Source organism: Streptomyces sp. NPDC090119 (assembly GCF_044747085.1).
Taxonomy (GTDB): domain Bacteria; phylum Actinomycetota; class Actinomycetes; order Streptomycetales; family Streptomycetaceae; genus Streptomyces.
This window is the reverse complement of the sequence record NZ_JBIVDK010000003.1, coordinates 886660-904174: the sequence shown is the minus strand read 5'-3', so window position 1 is coordinate 904174 and position 17515 is coordinate 886660. Positions and strand designations below refer to the sequence as shown.

Sequence of the window (17515 nt, the reverse complement as noted above, 5' to 3'; positions counted from 1 at the left end):
GAATGCCTCGTAAGGGCCCCGCCCCGAAGCGCCCGGTCATCATCGACCCGGTCTACGGTTCTCCTCTGGTGACCTCCCTCATCAACAAGGTGCTGCTGAACGGCAAGCGCTCCACCGCCGAGCGCATCGTCTACGGCGCCATGGAGGGTCTGCGTGAGAAGACCGGCAACGACCCGGTCATCACGCTGAAGCGCGCGCTGGAGAACATCAAGCCGACCCTCGAGGTCAAGTCCCGCCGCGTCGGCGGTGCGACGTACCAGGTGCCGATCGAGGTCAAGCCCGGTCGCGCCAGCACGCTCGCGCTGCGCTGGCTCGTCGGTTACTCCCGCGCCCGTCGCGAGAAGACGATGACCGAGCGTCTGCTCAACGAGCTTCTCGACGCTTCGAACGGCCTCGGTGCGGCCGTCAAGAAGCGCGAGGACACGCACAAGATGGCCGAGTCCAACAAGGCCTTCGCGCACTACCGCTGGTAGTCGCTACCCACATCGAGACCGAGAGAAGACTGAAGCCTTATGGCTACCACTTCACTTGACCTGGCCAAGGTCCGCAACATCGGGATCATGGCCCACATCGACGCGGGCAAGACGACCACCACCGAGCGGATCCTCTTCTACACCGGCGTCAGCTACAAGATCGGTGAGGTCCACGACGGCGCTGCCACCATGGACTGGATGGAGCAGGAGCAGGAGCGTGGCATCACGATCACCTCTGCTGCCACCACCTGTCACTGGCCGCTCGAGGGCGACGACTACACGATCAACATCATCGACACCCCCGGGCACGTCGACTTCACGGTCGAGGTGGAGCGTTCGCTCCGCGTCCTCGACGGTGCCGTCACGGTGTTCGACGGTGTCGCCGGTGTCGAGCCGCAGTCCGAGACGGTGTGGCGTCAGGCCGACCGTTACGGCGTGCCGCGCATCTGCTTCGTGAACAAGCTGGACCGTACCGGCGCCGAGTTCCACCGCTGCGTGGACATGATCAAGGACCGCCTCGGCGCGGTCCCGATCATCATGCAGCTCCCGATCGGTGCCGAGATGGACTTCCAGGGCGTTGTGGACCTCGTCCGCATGAAGGCGCTCGTGTGGTCCGCCGAGGCGGCCAAGGGCGAGATGTACGACGTCGTCGACATCCCGGCCACGCACGTCGAGGCTGCCGAGGAGTACCGCGGCAAGCTGGTCGAGACCGTCGCCGAGCACGACGACGAGATCATGGAGCTCTTCCTCGAGGGCCAGGAGCCCACCGAGGAGCAGCTCTACGCGGCGATCCGTCGGATCACCATCGCGTCCGGCAAGTCCGAGGGCGTCACGGTCACCCCGGTGTTCTGTGGCACCGCGTTCAAGAACAAGGGCGTCCAGCCCCTGCTCGACGCGGTCGTGCGCTACCTGCCGACCCCGCTCGACGTCGAGGCCATCGAGGGCCACGACGTCAAGGACCCCGAGGTCGTCGTCAAGCGCAAGCCGTCCGAGGAAGAGCCGCTGTCGGCGCTCGCGTTCAAGATCATGAGCGACCCGCACCTCGGCAAGCTCACCTTCGTCCGGGTCTACTCGGGCCGCCTGGAGTCCGGCACCTCGGTGCTGAACTCCGTCAAGGGCAAGAAGGAGCGCATCGGCAAGATCTACCGCATGCACGCGAACAAGCGTGAGGAGATCGAGTCGGTGGGCGCCGGTGACATCGTCGCCGTCATGGGCCTGAAGCAGACCACCACCGGTGAGACGCTGTCCGACGACAAGAACCCGGTCATCCTGGAGTCCATGGACTTCCCGGCGCCGGTCATTCAGGTCGCCATCGAGCCCAAGTCCAAGGGTGACCAGGAGAAGCTGGGTGTCGCCATCCAGCGTCTCGCGGAGGAGGACCCCTCCTTCCAGGTTCACTCGGACGAGGAGACCGGCCAGACCATCATCGGCGGCATGGGCGAGCTGCACCTCGAGGTGCTGGTCGACCGTATGCGCCGTGAGTTCAAGGTCGAGGCCAACGTCGGCAAGCCGCAGGTCGCGTACCGCGAGACGATCCGCAAGGCCGTCGAGCGACTCGACTACACGCACAAGAAGCAGACCGGTGGTACCGGTCAGTTCGCCAAGGTGCAGATCGCGATCGAGCCGATCGAGGGCGGCGACGCCTCGTACGAGTTCGTGAACAAGGTCACCGGTGGCCGCATCCCGAAGGAGTACATCCCTTCGGTGGACGCGGGTGCGCAGGAGGCCATGCAGTTCGGCATCCTGGCCGGCTACGAGATGACGGGCGTCCGCGTCATTCTTCTCGACGGTGGCTACCACGAGGTCGACTCCTCCGAGCTGGCCTTCAAGATCGCCGGTTCGCAGGCCTTCAAGGAGGCCGCGCGCAAGGCTTCCCCCGTGCTCCTCGAGCCGATGATGGCCGTCGAGGTCACCACGCCCGAGGACTACATGGGCGAGGTCATCGGCGACATCAACTCCCGCCGTGGCCAGATCCAGGCCATGGAGGAGCGGGCCGGTGCCCGCGTCGTGAAGGGCCTCGTGCCCCTCTCGGAGATGTTCGGCTACGTCGGAGACCTCCGCAGCAAGACCTCGGGTCGCGCAAGCTACTCGATGCAGTTCGACTCCTACGCCGAGGTTCCGCGGAACGTCGCCGAGGAGATCATCGCGAAGGCCAAGGGCGAGTAACGCACCCCGTTCGCACGCTTTAGGCTTGACACCGACCGCCAGGGTCGGACCACACGGAAAGACCCTGGCGGGCGGCATCCCAGCAAAGATCACCTGGCGCCGATGAGTAAGGCGTACCAGAACCACTCCACAGGAGGACCCAGTGGCGAAGGCGAAGTTCGAGCGGACTAAGCCGCACGTCAACATCGGCACCATCGGTCACATCGACCACGGTAAGACGACCCTCACGGCCGCCATTACCAAGGTGCTGCACGACGCGTACCCGGACCTGAACGAGGCCTCGGCCTTCGACCAGATCGACAAGGCTCCCGAGGAGCGCCAGCGCGGTATCACGATCTCGATCGCGCACGTCGAGTACCAGACCGAGACGCGGCACTACGCCCACGTCGACTGCCCCGGTCACGCGGACTACATCAAGAACATGATCACCGGTGCCGCGCAGATGGACGGCGCCATCCTCGTGGTCGCCGCCACCGACGGCCCGATGCCGCAGACCAAGGAGCACGTGCTCCTGGCCCGCCAGGTCGGCGTTCCGTACATCGTGGTCGCCCTGAACAAGGCCGACATGGTGGACGACGAGGAGATCCTGGAGCTCGTCGAGCTCGAGGTCCGTGAGCTCCTCTCCGAGTACGAGTTCCCGGGCGACGACCTGCCGGTCGTCAAGGTCTCGGCGCTCAAGGCGCTCGAGGGCGACAAGGAGTGGGGCAACACCGTCCTCGAGCTCATGAAGGCCGTGGACGAGAACATCCCGCAGCCCGAGCGCGACGTCGACAAGCCGTTCCTGATGCCGATCGAGGACGTCTTCACGATCACCGGTCGTGGCACCGTCGTCACCGGTCGTATCGAGCGTGGTGTCCTCAAGGTCAACGAGACCGTCGACATCGTCGGTATCAAGCAGGACAAGACCACCACCACGGTCACCGGCATCGAGATGTTCCGCAAGCTGCTCGACGAGGGCCAGGCCGGTGAGAACGTCGGTCTGCTGCTCCGCGGCATCAAGCGCGAGGACGTCGAGCGCGGCCAGGTCATCATCAAGCCCGGTTCGGTCACCCCGCACACCGAGTTCGAGGCCCAGGCCTACATCCTGTCCAAGGACGAGGGTGGCCGCCACACGCCGTTCTTCAACAACTACCGCCCGCAGTTCTACTTCCGTACCACGGACGTGACCGGCGTCGTGACCCTCCCCGAGGGCACCGAGATGGTCATGCCGGGCGACAACACTGAGATGACCGTTTCGCTCATCCAGCCCGTCGCCATGGAAGAGGGCCTGAAGTTCGCCATCCGCGAGGGTGGCCGCACGGTGGGCGCCGGCCAGGTCACCAAGATCGTCAAGTAAGTACCCCTTGCTTGAGGGTCATTGACTGACCCGGAGAGGCCCGCACGACATCTGTCGTGCGGGCCTCTCCGCCGTTCCTGTGACGTTGCCCTCACGCGATGGCCCCGATGGGTTTGACCTGCGTCACTTTCGGGGTAATCTACTCGGCTCGATTGGCCAGAGGGGTGGGCCATATGGCAGACTGTCGGAGTTGCTCGGTCGAGCGTTGATGCTGCGCGCCTCCCGCCGGGAGGACCGGAAGCGAGTCCCACAGTACTCGTCAACCCCTTGCGGGTTGGACGTACGGGAATCTTCCGGGAAGCGTGAGCGCAATACCGACCAGGCACCCGGTGGGCCTTCCGCCCCCGGCCCGCGGTTCCGGCAGGGCCGTGTGCATTCCCTGGAGGGATGTTCCAGCGATGGGCGTCCGTTTTAGCGGCAGTGCGACACGCCCGACCGCGTGGGTCGGAGAGAAGGCAGTGTGAAACCGCCGGGTTCCGGAGCGTAAGAAGAGACAGGACTACTGAGTAGCCATGGCGGGACAGAAGATCCGCATCCGGCTCAAGGCCTACGACCACGAGGTCATCGACTCCTCGGCGAAGAAGATCGTCGAGACGGTGACCCGCACTGGTGCGTCGGTCGCGGGCCCGGTGCCGCTGCCCACTGAGAAGAACGTGTACTGCGTCATCAAGTCGCCGCACAAGTACAAGGACTCGCGCGAGCACTTCGAGATGCGCACGCACAAGCGCCTGATCGACATCCTCGACCCGACGCCCAAGACCGTTGACTCCCTGATGCGACTCGACCTCCCGGCCGGTGTCGACATCGAGATCAAGCTCTAGGGATCGGTGATCTGAGAATGGCTAAGCAGATCAAGGGCATCCTGGGCGAGAAGCTCGGCATGACGCAGGTGTGGGACGAGAACAACCGTGTTGTTCCGGTCACCGTCGTCAAGGCCGGTCCGAACGTCGTGACCCAGGTCCGCACGAATGACGTCGACGGCTACGAGTCGGTCCAGATCGCCTTCGGCGAGATCGACCCGCGCAAGGTGAACAAGCCCCTCAAGGGCCACTTCGCCAAGGCCGACGTGACCCCGCGCCGCCACCTGGTGGAGCTCCGTACCTCCGACGCCAGCGACTACACGCTGGGTCAGGAGATCACTGCCGAGGTCTTCGAGTCGGGCGTCAAGGTCGACGTCACCGCGAAGAGCAAGGGCAAGGGCTTCGCCGGTGTCATGAAGCGCCACAACTTCAAGGGTGGCAAGGCGTCCCACGGTGCCCACCGTGTGCACCGCATGCCCGGTTCCATCGGTGGCTGTGCCACCCCCGGCCGTGTCTTCAAGGGCATGCGCATGGCGGGTCGCATGGGCAACGAGCGGGTCACCACCCAGAACCTGACCGTTCACGCCGTTGACGCGGAGAAGGGCCTGCTCCTCATCAAGGGCGCGGTTCCTGGTCCGAACGGCGGCCTCGTCCTGGTCCGCACCGCGGCCAAGGGGGCCTGAGGACTATGAGCACCATTGACATTCAGTCGCCCTCCGGCGACAACGCCGGGACCGTAGAGCTCCCGGCCGAGATCTTCGACGTGGAGAAGATCAGCGTTCCGCTGCTTCACCAGGTCGTCGTCGCGCAGCTGGCCGCCGCCCGTCAGGGCACGCACAAGGTCAAGCGTCGTGGCGAGGTCCGCGGTGGCGGTAGGAAGCCCTACCGTCAGAAGGGCACCGGCCGCGCGCGCCAGGGTTCGACCCGTGCGCCGCAGTTCGCCGGCGGTGGCGTCGTCCACGGCCCCACCCCGCGTGACTACTCGCAGCGGACCCCGAAGAAGATGAAGGCCGCGGCCCTGCGCCACGCCCTCACCGACCGGGCCCGCAACGCTCGCATCCACGTCATCACCGGCGTGGTCGAGGGCGACACCCCCTCCACCAAGGCCGCGAAGAGCTTCCTCGGCAAGGTCAGCGAGCGCAAGAACGTGCTCCTGGTCATCGAGCGCTCCGACGAGGCCGCGCTGCTTTCCGCGCGCAACCTGCCCCAGGTCCACATCCTGGAGCCGGGCCAGCTGAACACGTACGACGTTCTCGTCTCGGACGACGTGGTCTTCACCCAGGCCGCTTTCGAGTCCTTCGTGTCCGGCCCGAAGGCCAATGACACCGAAGGGAGCGAAGCCTGATGGCTACGCGCCACCCGAGCATCGCCTCGAAGGCCGCCAAGGCCGCCAAGGCCGCGCGCGTCGCCAAGGCGAAGCGTCACGCCACCGAGGGCAAGAACACGGTCGAGACCCCGCTGAGCAAGTCCTTCACGGACCCCCGTGACGTGCTGCTCAAGCCGGTCGTCTCGGAGAAGAGCTACGCGCTCCTCGACGAGGGCAAGTACACGTTCATCGTCGCCCCGAACGCCAACAAGACCCAGATCAAGCAGGCCGTCCAGGCGGTCTTCGACGTCAAGGTCACCGGGGTCAACACGATCAACCGCCAGGGCAAGCGCAAGCGCACGAAGACCGGTTTCGGTCAGCGTGCCGGCAGCAAGCGCGCGATCGTGTCCCTCGCTGAGGGCGACCGTATCGACATCTTCGGCGGTCCGACCGCGTAAGCGGGTCGGATCGTCCGATATCGGACGAGGACTGAGAAATGGGAATCCGCAAGTACAAGCCGACTACGCCGGGCCGTCGTGGCGCCAGCGTCGCCGACTTCGTCGAGGTCACGCGGTCCACGCCGGAGAAGTCGCTGGTCCGCCCTCTGCACAGCAAGGGCGGCCGTAACAACGCCGGTCGTGTGACCGTTCGCCACCAGGGTGGCGGACACAAGCGCGCCTACCGAGTGATCGACTTCCGTCGTCACGACAAGGACGGCGTGCCGGCGAAGGTCGCGCACATCGAGTACGACCCCAACCGCACCGCGCGCATCGCGCTGCTGCACTACGCGGACGGCGAGAAGCGCTACATCCTCGCCCCGCGCAACCTGCAGCAGGGTGACCGCGTCGAGAACGGTCCGGGCGCCGACATCAAGCCGGGCAACAACCTGGCGCTCCGCAACATCCCGGTCGGTACCACGATCCACGCGATCGAGCTCCGTCCCGGTGGCGGCGCCAAGTTCGCCCGGTCCGCCGGTGCCTCGGTGCAGCTGCTCGCGAAGGAGGGCTCCATGGCCCACCTGCGCATGCCGTCCGGCGAGATCCGTCTCGTCGACGCGCGCTGCCGCGCCACCGTCGGTGAGGTCGGCAACGCCGAGCAGAGCAACATCAACTGGGGTAAGGCCGGCCGTAAGCGGTGGCTGGGCGTTCGCCCGACCGTCCGTGGTGTCGTCATGAACCCGGTCGACCACCCGCACGGTGGTGGTGAGGGCCGCACTTCCGGTGGTCGCCACCCTGTGTCCCCGTGGGGCAAGAAGGAAGGCCGTACTCGTTCGCCCAAGAAGGCGTCGAACAAGTACATCGTCCGCCGCCGCAAGACGAACAAGAAGCGCTAAGGACGGGTTGAGATGCCTCGTAGCCTGAAGAAGGGGCCCTTCGTCGACGACCACCTGATCAAGAAGGTGGATGTCCAGAACGAAGCCGGCACCAAGAACGTCATCAAGACCTGGTCCCGCCGCTCGATGATCGTCCCGGCCATGCTGGGCCACACGCTGGCGGTGCACAACGGCAAGACCCACATCCCGGTGTTCGTCACCGAGGCGATGGTCGGCCACAAGCTCGGCGAGTTCTCGCCGACTCGCACCTTCCGCGGCCACGTCAAGGACGACCGGAAGTCGAAGCGCCGCTAGTAGCGGATCGCATTCAGACACGTAAGTAACTGAGAGGGACAACCATGGAAGCCAGGGCCCAGGCGCGGTACATCCGCGTTACGCCCATGAAGGCCCGCCGCGTGGTGGACCTTATCCGTGGCATGGATGCCACGGAGGCTCAGGCTGTTCTGCGATTCGCTCCGCAGGCAGCCTCCGTGCCGGTCGGCAAGGTGCTCGACAGCGCCATCGCCAACGCCGCGCACAACTACGACCACACCGACGCCGACAGCCTCTTCATTTCCGAGGCGTACGTCGACGAGGGCCCGACCCTGAAGCGGTTCCGGCCGCGCGCCCAGGGCCGTGCCTACCGGATCCGCAAGCGGACCAGCCACATCACCGTGGTCGTCAGCAGCAAGGAAGGAACCCGGTAATGGGCCAGAAGGTAAACCCGCACGGGTTCCGGCTCGGTGTCACGACCGACTTCAAGTCGCGTTGGTACGCCGACAAGCTGTACAAGGACTACGTCAAGGAAGACGTGGCCATCCGTCGCATGCTGACGCAGGGCATGGAGCGCGCGGGCATCTCCAAGGTGGAGATCGAGCGCACCCGTGACCGTGTCCGCGTGGACATCCACACCGCGCGTCCGGGCATCGTCATCGGCCGCCGTGGTGCGGAGGCCGACAAGATCCGCGGTCAGCTGGAGAAGCTGACGGGCAAGCAGGTCCAGCTGAACATCCTCGAGGTCAAGAACCCCGAGACGGATGCCCAGCTGGTCGCTCAGGCCGTCGCCGAGCAGCTCTCCTCGCGTGTCTCCTTCCGTCGCGCCATGCGTAAGAGCATGCAGTCGTCGATGAAGGCCGGCGCCAAGGGCATCAAGATCCAGTGCGGTGGCCGCCTCGGTGGCGCCGAGATGTCCCGCTCGGAGTTCTACCGCGAGGGCCGTGTGCCCCTGCACACGCTCCGCGCGAACGTGGACTACGGCTTCTTCGAGGCCAAGACGACCTTCGGCCGCATCGGCGTGAAGGTCTGGATCTACAAGGGCGATGTCAAGAACATCGCCGAGGTCCGCGCCGAGAACGCTGCGGCCCGTGCGGGTAACCGCCCGGCCCGTGGTGGCGCCGACCGCCCGGCCCGTGGTGGCCGTGGTGGCGAGCGTGGCGGGCGTGGTCGTAAGCCGCAGCAGGCTGCCGGCGCCGAGGCCCCCAAGGCCGAGGCTCCCGCCGCCGCCGCTCCGGCTGAGAGCACCGGAACGGAGGCCTGACCGAAATGCTGATCCCCCGTAGGGTCAAGCACCGCAAGCAGCACCACCCGAAGCGCAGCGGCATGGCCAAGGGCGGCACGCAGGTTGCGTTCGGCGAGTACGGCATCCAGGCGCTGACCCCGGCGTATGTGACGAACCGTCAGATCGAAGCGGCTCGTATCGCCATGACCCGCCACATCAAGCGTGGCGGCAAGGTCTGGATCAACATCTACCCGGACCGTCCCCTCACCAAGAAGCCTGCCGAGACCCGCATGGGTTCCGGTAAGGGTTCCCCGGAGTGGTGGATCGCCAACGTCAAGCCCGGACGCGTCATGTTCGAGCTGTCGTACCCCAACGAGAAGATTGCGCGTGAGGCCCTCACTCGTGCGGCGCACAAGCTGCCGATGAAGTGCCGGATCGTCAAGCGCGAGGCAGGTGAAGCGTGATGTCGGCCGGTACCAAGGCGTCCGAGCTGCGCGAGCTGGGCAACGAAGAGCTTCTTGCGAAGCTCCGCGAGGCCAAGGAAGAACTGTTCAATCTCCGCTTCCAGGCGGCGACCGGACAGCTCGAGAACCACGGCCGTCTGAAGGCGGTCCGCAAGGACATCGCGCGGATCTACACCCTGATGCGCGAGCGTGAGCTGGGCATCGAAACGGTGGAGAACGCCTGATGAGCGAGAAGAACGTGACTGAGAACGCAGAGGCCCGCGGCTTCCGCAAGACCCGTGAGGGTCTCGTCGTCAGCGACAAGATGGACAAGACCGTCGTCGTCGCCGTCGAGGACCGCGTGAAGCACGCGCTGTACGGCAAGGTCATCCGCCGTACGAACAAGCTCAAGGCTCACGACGAGCAGAACGCCGCCGGCGTCGGCGACCGTGTCCTCCTCGCGGAGACCCGGCCGCTGTCCTCGACGAAGCGCTGGCGCATCGTCGAGATCCTCGAGAAGGCCAAGTAATTCCCGCGAGGGAATTTCTCAAGCAAGGTATTCCTGCGGGGAAAATCTCGCAGGTAGGTTCCGCCAGGCTCGGTCGGGGTCCCCGTCCCTAGGGACAGGACCCCGGCCGGGAACCGGCAGACAATCAGGAGATAGACGTGATCCAGCAGGAGTCGCGGCTGCGTGTCGCCGACAACACTGGTGCGAAGGAGATCCTTTGCATCCGTGTGCTCGGTGGCTCCGGTCGCCGCTACGCGGGCATCGGTGACGTCATCGTCGCCACCGTCAAGGACGCGATCCCCGGCGGCAACGTGAAGAAGGGTGACGTCATCAAGGCCGTCATCGTTCGCACCGTCAAGGAGCGCCGTCGTCCGGACGGCTCGTACATCCGCTTCGACGAGAACGCCGCTGTCATTCTCAAGAACGACGGCGACCCTCGCGGCACCCGTATCTTCGGCCCCGTGGGCCGTGAGCTGCGCGAGAAGAAGTTCATGAAGATCATCTCGCTCGCGCCGGAGGTGCTGTAAGCATGAAGATCAAGAAGGGCGACCTGGTCCAGGTCATCACCGGTAAGGACAAGGGCAAGCAGGGCAAGGTCATTGCCGCTTTCCCGCGCGACGAGCGTGTCCTGGTCGAGGGTGTCAACCGGGTCAAGAAGCACACCAAGGCCGGCCCCACCGCCAGCGGTTCGCAGGCGGGCGGCATCGTCACGACCGAGGCGCCCATCCACGTCTCCAACGTCCAGCTGGTCGTTGAGAAGGATGGCAACAAGGTCGTCACGCGTGTCGGCTACCGCTTCGACGACGAAGGCAACAAGATCCGCGTTGCCAAGCGGACGGGTGAGGACATCTGATGGCTACCACCACCACTCCGCGTCTGAAGACGAAGTACCGCGAGGAGATCGCGGGCAAGCTGCGTGACGAGTTCAAGTACGAGAACGTCATGCAGATCCCCGGCCTCGTCAAGATCGTGGTCAACATGGGTGTGGGCGACGCCGCCCGCGACTCCAAGCTGATCGACGGCGCGATTCGCGACCTCACCACGATCACCGGTCAGAAGCCGGCCGTCACCAAGGCCCGCAAGTCCATCGCGCAGTTCAAGCTGCGTGAGGGTCAGCCGATCGGTGCCCACGTCACGCTCCGTGGCGACCGCATGTGGGAGTTCCTGGACCGCACCCTGTCGCTGGCGCTTCCGCGCATCCGCGACTTCCGCGGCCTGTCCCCCAAGCAGTTCGACGGCCGTGGCAACTACACCTTCGGTCTCACGGAGCAGGTCATGTTCCACGAGATCGACCAGGACAAGATCGACCGCGTCCGGGGTATGGACATCACCGTGGTGACCACGGCGACCAACGACGCTGAGGGCCGTGCCCTTCTCCGTCACCTCGGCTTCCCCTTCAAGGAGGCGTAAGCGAGATGGCGAAGAAGGCTCTGATTGCCAAGGCTGCTCGTAAGCCCAAGTTCGGGGTGCGTGGCTACACGCGCTGCCAGCGCTGCGGCCGTCCGCACTCCGTGTACCGCAAGTTCGGCCTCTGCCGCGTGTGCCTTCGTGAGATGGCTCACCGTGGCGAGCTGCCGGGCGTGACCAAGAGCTCCTGGTAATCCCCCTAATCAGGGATTCCCGAAGCTCTCGGTAAGCAACTGGGTCGACAGGGGCCCGTCCCACCATGCCGTAGGCTGGTGGGGTCGGGCGCCTGTCGCGCCCGTACGACTTACTACGCCGTAGGTCCACCGCGCCGCACCCGCCCCGTCTCGGATCGGGGAGAGGGATGGCGCACCAGGAAACCCCGGCGAGAGAGGCCGAAGGCCAATTCATGACCATGACTGATCCGATCGCAGACATGCTTACGCGTCTGCGTAACGCGAACTCGGCATACCACGACTCCGTGACGATGCCGGCGTCGAAGATCAAGTCTCACATCGCGGAGATCCTCCAGCAGGAGGGCTTCATCACCGGCTGGAAGACCGAGGACGCCGAGGTCGGCAAGAACCTCGTCCTCGAGCTGAAGTTCGGTCCGAACCGTGAGCGCTCCATCGCGGGCATCAAGCGGATCTCGAAGCCCGGTCTCCGGGTCTACGCGAAGTCCACCAACCTGCCGAAGGTGCTCGGCGGCCTGGGCGTGGCGATCATCTCCACGTCGCACGGGCTCCTCACCGACAAGCAGGCCGGCAAGAAGGGCGTAGGCGGAGAAGTTCTCGCCTACGTCTGGTAACGGAAGGGAACGGAGGAAACAGCTATGTCGCGTATTGGCAAGCTCCCCATCACGGTTCCCGCCGGCGTGGACGTCACCATCGACGGCCGTACGGTCTCGGTCAAGGGCCCCAAGGGCACCCTGTCCCACACCGTCGTGGCGCCGATCGACATCGCCAAGGGTGAGGACGGCGTTCTGAACGTCACCCGCCCCAACGACGAGCGTCAGAACAAGGCCCTCCACGGCCTGTCCCGCACGCTGGTGGCGAACATGATCACCGGCGTGACCGAGGGTTACGTGAAGAAGCTCGAGATCAGCGGTGTCGGTTACCGCGTTGCGGCCAAGGGTTCGAACCTCGAGTTCGCGCTCGGCTACAGCCACCCGATCACCGTCGAGGCGCCCGAGGGCATCACCTTCAAGGTCGAGACCCCGACCCGCTTCCAGGTCGAGGGCATCGACAAGCAGAAGGTCGGCGAGGTTGCGGCGAACATCCGCAAGCTGCGCAAGCCTGACCCGTACAAGGCCAAGGGCGTCAAGTACGAGGGCGAAGTTATCCGCCGCAAGGTCGGAAAGGCGGGTAAGTAAGCCATGGCATACGGACAGAAGATCCTCAAGGGCGACGCCTACAAGCGCGCCGCGATCAAGCGCCGCCACATCCGGATCCGCAAGCACATCTCGGGTACGGCTGAGCGTCCGCGTCTCGTTGTGACGCGCTCCAACCGCCACATCGTGGCCCAGGTCATCGACGACATCAAGGGTCACACCCTGGCGTCGGCGTCGACCCTGGACGCCTCGATCCGCGGCGGCGAGAGCGACAAGTCGGCGCAGGCCAAGTCCGTCGGCGCCCTTGTCGCCGAGCGGGCCAAGGCCGCCGGTGTCGAGGCTGTCGTATTCGACCGTGGTGGCAACCAGTACGCCGGGCGCATCGCCGCCCTGGCGGACGCCGCCCGCGAAGCCGGACTCAAGTTCTGAGTCCCCGTCGCGCAGCGACTTATGTCACTGCGTAGCTAGCGGAAAAAGAGAGAGGTAATTCCAATGGCTGGACCCCAGCGCCGCGGTGGCGGTGCCGGTGGCGGCGAGCGGCGGGACCGGAAGGGCCGTGACGGCGGCGCAGCTGCCGCCGAGAAGACCGCGTACGTTGAGCGCGTCGTCGCGATCAACCGCGTCGCCAAGGTTGTGAAGGGTGGTCGTCGCTTCAGCTTCACCGCGCTGGTCGTGGTGGGCGATGGTGACGGCACCGTGGGTGTCGGTTACGGCAAGGCCAAGGAGGTGCCGGCCGCCATCGCCAAGGGTGTTGAGGAGGCCAAGAAGCACTTCTTCAAGGTCCCCCGTATCCAGGGCACCATCCCGCACCCGATCACGGGTGAGAAGGCTGCCGGCGTCGTTCTGCTCAAGCCCGCGTCCCCCGGTACCGGTGTTATCGCCGGTGGCCCGGTGCGTGCCGTGCTCGAGTGCGCCGGTATCCACGACATCCTGTCGAAGTCGCTCGGCTCGTCCAACGCGATCAACATCGTGCACGCGACCGTGGAGGCCCTCAAGGGCCTGCAGCGTCCCGAGGAGGTCGCGGCCCGCCGTGGCCTGCCCCTCGAGGACGTCGCTCCCGCGGCTCTGCTCCGTGCGCGTGCCGGGGCTGGTGCGTAATGGCACAGCTCAAGATCACGCAGGTCAAGTCGTACATCGGCAGCAAGCAGAACCACCGCGACACCCTGCGGTCCCTTGGTCTCAAGGGCATCAACACGCAGGTCGTCAAGGAGGACCGCCCCGAGTTCCGCGGCATGGTGCACACCGTCCGCCACCTCGTGACGGTTGAGGAGGTCTGATCATGGCGGAGAACAACCCGCTCAAGATCCACAACCTCCGTCCGGCCCCGGGCGCCAAGACCGCCAAGACCCGTGTCGGTCGTGGTGAGGCGTCGAAGGGTAAGACGGCTGGTCGTGGTACCAAGGGCACCAAGGCCCGCTACCAGGTTCCGCAGCGCTTCGAGGGTGGCCAGATGCCCCTCCACATGCGTCTGCCGAAGCTCAAGGGCTTCAAGAACCCGTTCAAGACCGAGTTCCAGGTCGTGAACCTCGAGAAGCTGGCCTCGCTCTACCCCGAGGGTGGCGAGGTCACCGTCGAGGGTCTGGTGGCCAAGGGTGCCGTTCGCAAGAACAGCCTCGTCAAGGTCCTGGGCCAGGGCGAGATCTCGGTGGCGCTGCAGGTGACGGTCGACGCCGTCTCCGGCTCCGCCAAGGAGAAGATCGCCGCTGCCGGCGGCACGGTCACCGAGCTGGTCTGAGACCTCAGGGTCCCTCAGGTCACTCGATGACGTAGAACGATCCCGACCGGGGATACCCCACAGTGGGGTATCCCCGGTCGGTCGTTCCTAGGGAGGCGGTGTCGCCGGTAAGGTGGCTGCGCTGTTCCCTTTCACTTATTCGTCGAACCTCTAGACCGTCACCCTTGACGCAGTTGCGCGGGGGTCGCAGGAGGCACCGTGCTCACCGCGTTCGCCCGGGCGTTCAGGACGCCCGACCTGCGCAAGAAGCTGCTCTTCACGCTGGGCGTCATCGTGGTCTACCGGGTCGGTACCCACGTCCCGATCCCCGGCGTCAACTACAAGGCCGTCCAGACCTGTGTGACCGAGGCTTCCGGCAACCAGGGCCTGTTCGGACTGGTCAACATGTTCAGTGGCGGAGCGCTGCTCCAGATCACGATCTTCGCCCTCGGCATCATGCCGTACATCACGGCGAGCATCATTCTCCAGCTGCTGACCGTGGTGATCCCGCGTCTGGAGGCCCTCAAGAAGGAGGGGCAGGCCGGTACCGCGAAGATCACGCAGTACACCCGCTATCTGACCGTGGCGCTCGCCATCCTGCAGGGCACCGGCCTGGTGGCCACCGCCCGCAGCGGCGCCCTCTTCAGCGGCTGCACGGTCGCCGGGAACATCGTCCCGGACCAGGCGATCTTCACCACCATCACCATGGTCATCTGCATGACCGCCGGTACGGCGCTGGTGATGTGGCTCGGTGAGCTGATCACCGACCGCGGCATCGGCAACGGCATGTCGATCCTGATGTTCATCTCGATCGCCGCGACCTTCCCGTCCGCGCTGTGGGCCATCAAGAAGCAGGGCACCCTGGCCGGCGGCTGGATCGAGTTCGGCACCGTCATCCTGGTCGGCCTGGTCATGGTCGCGCTCGTGGTCTTCGTGGAGCAGGCCCAGCGCCGCATCCCGGTGCAGTACGCGAAGCGCATGATCGGCCGCCGTTCCTACGGGGGTACGTCGACGTACATCCCGCTGAAGGTCAACCAGGCCGGTGTGATCCCGGTCATCTTCGCCTCGTCGCTGCTCTACATCCCGGCGCTGATCGCGCAGTTCGCGGGCGGGGACTCGGGCTGGAAGCGCTGGATCACGGCGAACCTCACCAAGGGCGACCACCCGATCTACATCTCGCTGTACTTCCTCCTCATCGTGTTCTTCGCGTTCTTCTACGTGGCGATCTCCTTCAACCCCGAGGAAGTCGCCGACAACATGAAGAAGTATGGTGGCTTCATTCCGGGCATCCGGGCAGGCCGGCCGACCGCTGAGTACCTGAGTTATGTGCTCAACCGGATCACCTGGCCGGGCTCGCTGTATCTGGGTCTGATCGCTCTCGTACCGACAATGGCGTTGGTGGGCTTCGGAGCAAGCCAGAACTTCCCCTTCGGTGGAACCAGCATCCTGATCATCGTGGGTGTCGGTCTCGAGACGGTGAAGCAGATCGAGAGCCAGCTCCAGCAGCGCAATTACGAAGGGTTCCTCCGCTGATGCGTATCGTCCTCGTCGGGCCGCCGGGTGCCGGTAAGGGAACGCAAGCCGTCCGCCTCGCTGAGAAGCTGGTCGTCCCGCACATCTCCACGGGCGACCTGTTCCGGGCCAACATCAGTCGGCAGACGGACCTCGGCAAGCTGGCCAAGTCCTACATGGACGCGGGCAACCTCGTCCCGGACGAGGTCACCATCGCCATGGCCAAGGACCGCATGGAGCAGCCGGACGCCGAGAACGGCTTCCTGCTCGACGGCTTCCCGCGCAACGTCTCCCAGGCCCAGGCGCTGGACGAACTGCTGCAGGGCGAGGGCATCAAGCTGGACGCCGTCCTGGACCTGGAGGTCCCGGAGGAGGAGGTCGTCAAGCGGATCGCCGGCCGGCGCATCTGCCGCAACGACTCCGCGCACGTCTTCCACGTGACGTACAGCGCGCCGAAGAAGGAAGGCGTCTGCGACGTCTGCGGCGGCGAGCTGTACCAGCGGGACGACGACTCCGAGGACACCGTCCGCAAGCGGCTCGAGGTCTACCACACCCAGACCGAGCCGATCATCGACTACTACAAGGCGCAGGGGCTCGTCGTGACGATCTCCTCGCTGGGTCCGGTGGACGAGATCACCAAGCGGGCCCTGGAGGCCCTCAAGCGCGAGAAGGCCGGCAGCGAGTAAGACCCCCGGTCCGTACGGCCGCGGTGCCCGCCTGGGCGTCGCGGCCGTAGTGTTGTGCAGGTAAACCCAGTCGGTCCGAGTGACGGAGAGCGCAGGCCCCCCATGGTGCAGATCAAGACCCCCGAGCAGATCGCGAAGATGCGGGCGGCGGGGCTGGTCGTCGCCGCGATCCACGCGGCCACCCGAGAGGCGGCGGTGCCCGGCGCGAGCACCAAGGACCTGGACGAGGCGGCGCGCAAGGTGCTCGACGAGCACGGCGCGAAGTCGAACTTCCTCGGGTACGGCGGTTTCCCCGCGACCATCTGCACGTCGGTGAACGACGTCGTGGTGCACGGCATCCCCTCCGAGAAGGTCGTCCTGAAGGACGGCGACATGATCTCCATCGACTGCGGCGCGATCGTGGACGGCTGGCACGGTGACGCGGCCTACACCGCCTTCGTCGGCTCGGGCCACGCCCCGGAGCTCATCGAGCTGTCCCGGGTGACCGAGGAGTCGATGTGGGCGGGCATCGCCGCGATGAAGCTGGGCAACCGGCTGGTCGACATCTCCCGCGCGATCGAGACCTATATCCGCCGCCAGCCGAAGCCCGGCGGCGGCAAGTACGGCATCGTCGAGGACTACGGCGGCCACGGCATCGGTACCGAGATGCACATGGACCCGCACCTGCTGAACTACGTCGAGCGCCGCCGCGGCAAGGGCCCCAAGCTGGTACCCGGCTTCTGCCTCGCCATCGAGCCCATGGTCTCCCTCGGCACCCCCCGCACCGAGGTCCTCGAGGACGACTGGACGGTCATCACCACCGACGGCACCTGGTCCTCCCACTGGGAGCACTCGGTGGCTCTGACCGAGCAGGGCCCGCTGGTCCTCACGTCCCCGGACGGCGGCAAGGCGAAGCTCGCGGAGTACGGAGTCACGGCCGCCCCCGATCCGCTGGCCTGACCTGCGGCCGGGGCGGGGCCGCCGGTCGGAGGCCGGCGCAGCCGCTCGAAGCATGTGAGGCGCCTCGGCGCCGAAACCCGCGAGAGGG

Annotated in this window: 27 protein-coding genes; all 27 read left to right on the top strand. The window is 65.9% G+C overall.

All coding sequences use genetic code 11. The annotated features are described in order from the left end of the window. The first annotated feature begins 2 nt into the window (after positions 1 to 2). Positions 3 to 473, top strand: coding sequence for a 30S ribosomal protein S7 (gene rpsG, locus ACIPPM_RS16930; protein WP_081218873.1), 471 nt, complete (start codon positions 3 to 5; stop codon positions 471 to 473). A gap of 39 nt (positions 474 to 512) precedes the next feature. After that, positions 513 to 2639, top strand: a complete 2127-nt coding sequence (gene fusA, locus ACIPPM_RS16925; RefSeq protein WP_388996899.1) for an elongation factor G — start codon at positions 513 to 515, stop codon at positions 2637 to 2639. A gap of 142 nt (positions 2640 to 2781) precedes the next feature. After that, positions 2782 to 3975, top strand: coding sequence for an elongation factor Tu (tuf, locus tag ACIPPM_RS16920; protein WP_031180867.1), 1194 nt, complete (start codon positions 2782 to 2784; stop codon positions 3973 to 3975). A 512-nt stretch (positions 3976 to 4487) separates the two neighbouring features. Further along, on the top strand, positions 4488 to 4796 hold the full coding sequence (gene rpsJ, locus ACIPPM_RS16915) for a 30S ribosomal protein S10 (protein WP_003948644.1): 309 nt from the start codon (positions 4488 to 4490) through the stop codon (positions 4794 to 4796). A gap of 17 nt (positions 4797 to 4813) precedes the next feature. Further along, entirely contained in the window at positions 4814 to 5458 is a 645-nt protein-coding gene (gene rplC, locus ACIPPM_RS16910) for a 50S ribosomal protein L3 (RefSeq protein ID WP_030811658.1), read from the top strand. A gap of 5 nt (positions 5459 to 5463) precedes the next feature. Beyond that, entirely contained in the window at positions 5464 to 6120 is a 657-nt protein-coding gene (gene rplD, locus ACIPPM_RS16905) for a 50S ribosomal protein L4 (RefSeq protein ID WP_393595888.1), read from the top strand. Then, positions 6120 to 6539 (top strand): 50S ribosomal protein L23, encoded by a 420-nt coding sequence (gene rplW, locus ACIPPM_RS16900; RefSeq protein ID WP_393595887.1) that lies wholly within the window; start codon positions 6120 to 6122, stop codon positions 6537 to 6539. The genes rplD and rplW overlap by 1 nt, the downstream gene beginning before the upstream one ends. Positions 6540 to 6577: 38 nt before the next feature. Continuing rightward, positions 6578 to 7414 (top strand): 50S ribosomal protein L2, encoded by an 837-nt coding sequence (gene rplB / locus ACIPPM_RS16895; protein ID WP_388996889.1) that lies wholly within the window; start codon positions 6578 to 6580, stop codon positions 7412 to 7414. Positions 7415 to 7426: 12 nt separating this feature from the next. After that, positions 7427 to 7708 carry a 30S ribosomal protein S19 gene (rpsS, locus tag ACIPPM_RS16890; RefSeq protein ID WP_401448150.1) on the top strand — a complete coding sequence of 94 codons (282 nt, stop codon included), beginning with the start codon at positions 7427 to 7429 and terminating at the stop codon, positions 7706 to 7708. Positions 7709 to 7752: 44 nt separating this feature from the next. After that, positions 7753 to 8100, top strand: coding sequence for a 50S ribosomal protein L22 (gene rplV, locus ACIPPM_RS16885; protein WP_003974262.1), 348 nt, complete (start codon positions 7753 to 7755; stop codon positions 8098 to 8100). Further along, positions 8100 to 8930, top strand: coding sequence for a 30S ribosomal protein S3 (gene rpsC / locus ACIPPM_RS16880; protein WP_388996883.1), 831 nt, complete (start codon positions 8100 to 8102; stop codon positions 8928 to 8930). Before rplV ends, rpsC begins: the two co-directional genes overlap by 1 nt. A 5-nt stretch (positions 8931 to 8935) precedes the next feature. Beyond that, a complete protein-coding gene (gene rplP / locus ACIPPM_RS16875) occupies positions 8936 to 9355 on the top strand; it encodes a 50S ribosomal protein L16 (protein ID WP_030811678.1) in 420 nt (139 codons plus the stop codon). Next, complete coding sequence (gene rpmC / locus ACIPPM_RS16870) at positions 9355 to 9579, top strand: 50S ribosomal protein L29 (RefSeq protein ID WP_007494763.1); 225 nt, start codon at positions 9355 to 9357, stop codon at positions 9577 to 9579. Before rplP ends, rpmC begins: the two co-directional genes overlap by 1 nt. Continuing rightward, complete coding sequence (gene rpsQ / locus ACIPPM_RS16865; RefSeq protein WP_030811683.1) at positions 9579 to 9863, top strand: 30S ribosomal protein S17; 285 nt, start codon at positions 9579 to 9581, stop codon at positions 9861 to 9863. The genes rpmC and rpsQ overlap by 1 nt, the downstream gene beginning before the upstream one ends. Before the next feature lie 137 nt (positions 9864 to 10000). Then, a complete protein-coding gene (rplN, locus tag ACIPPM_RS16860) occupies positions 10001 to 10369 on the top strand; it encodes a 50S ribosomal protein L14 (RefSeq protein WP_003992364.1) in 369 nt (122 codons plus the stop codon). Between the two features lie 2 nt (positions 10370 to 10371). Beyond that, positions 10372 to 10695 carry a 50S ribosomal protein L24 gene (gene rplX, locus ACIPPM_RS16855; RefSeq protein WP_161146652.1) on the top strand — a complete coding sequence of 108 codons (324 nt, stop codon included), beginning with the start codon at positions 10372 to 10374 and terminating at the stop codon, positions 10693 to 10695. Then, positions 10695 to 11252, top strand: coding sequence for a 50S ribosomal protein L5 (gene rplE, locus ACIPPM_RS16850; RefSeq protein ID WP_030930495.1), 558 nt, complete (start codon positions 10695 to 10697; stop codon positions 11250 to 11252). The genes rplX and rplE overlap by 1 nt, the downstream gene beginning before the upstream one ends. Positions 11253 to 11257: 5 nt before the next feature. Then, complete coding sequence (locus ACIPPM_RS16845) at positions 11258 to 11443, top strand: type Z 30S ribosomal protein S14 (protein ID WP_003948630.1); 186 nt, start codon at positions 11258 to 11260, stop codon at positions 11441 to 11443. Between the two features lie 212 nt (positions 11444 to 11655). After that, positions 11656 to 12054 (top strand): 30S ribosomal protein S8, encoded by a 399-nt coding sequence (rpsH, locus tag ACIPPM_RS16840; protein WP_026248232.1) that lies wholly within the window; start codon positions 11656 to 11658, stop codon positions 12052 to 12054. 24 nt (positions 12055 to 12078) lie between these two features. Then, on the top strand, positions 12079 to 12618 hold the full coding sequence (gene rplF / locus ACIPPM_RS16835; protein WP_401448145.1) for a 50S ribosomal protein L6: 540 nt from the start codon (positions 12079 to 12081) through the stop codon (positions 12616 to 12618). 3 nt (positions 12619 to 12621) lie between these two features. Continuing rightward, positions 12622 to 13005: a 50S ribosomal protein L18 gene (gene rplR / locus ACIPPM_RS16830; RefSeq protein WP_018543917.1), complete on the top strand. Its 384-nt coding sequence runs from the start codon at positions 12622 to 12624 to the stop codon at positions 13003 to 13005. Positions 13006 to 13068: 63 nt separating this feature from the next. Continuing rightward, the gene (rpsE, locus tag ACIPPM_RS16825; protein WP_350745509.1) at positions 13069 to 13674 is read left to right on the top strand and encodes a 30S ribosomal protein S5; all 606 of its coding nucleotides are present in this window, start codon (positions 13069 to 13071) and stop codon (positions 13672 to 13674) included. Beyond that, positions 13674 to 13853, top strand: a complete 180-nt coding sequence (rpmD, locus tag ACIPPM_RS16820; RefSeq protein ID WP_052580766.1) for a 50S ribosomal protein L30 — start codon at positions 13674 to 13676, stop codon at positions 13851 to 13853. Before rpsE ends, rpmD begins: the two co-directional genes overlap by 1 nt. Positions 13854 to 13855: 2 nt before the next feature. Further along, positions 13856 to 14311 carry a 50S ribosomal protein L15 gene (rplO, locus tag ACIPPM_RS16815; protein ID WP_388996872.1) on the top strand — a complete coding sequence of 152 codons (456 nt, stop codon included), beginning with the start codon at positions 13856 to 13858 and terminating at the stop codon, positions 14309 to 14311. Between the two features lie 198 nt (positions 14312 to 14509). Then, positions 14510 to 15823, top strand: coding sequence for a preprotein translocase subunit SecY (secY, locus tag ACIPPM_RS16810; RefSeq protein WP_388996869.1), 1314 nt, complete (start codon positions 14510 to 14512; stop codon positions 15821 to 15823). Continuing rightward, positions 15823 to 16488 (top strand): adenylate kinase, encoded by a 666-nt coding sequence (locus ACIPPM_RS16805; RefSeq protein ID WP_401448141.1) that lies wholly within the window; start codon positions 15823 to 15825, stop codon positions 16486 to 16488. Before secY ends, ACIPPM_RS16805 begins: the two co-directional genes overlap by 1 nt. Before the next feature lie 102 nt (positions 16489 to 16590). After that, positions 16591 to 17427 carry a type I methionyl aminopeptidase gene (map, locus tag ACIPPM_RS16800; RefSeq protein WP_401448138.1) on the top strand — a complete coding sequence of 279 codons (837 nt, stop codon included), beginning with the start codon at positions 16591 to 16593 and terminating at the stop codon, positions 17425 to 17427. Positions 17428 to 17515 lie beyond the last annotated feature (88 nt).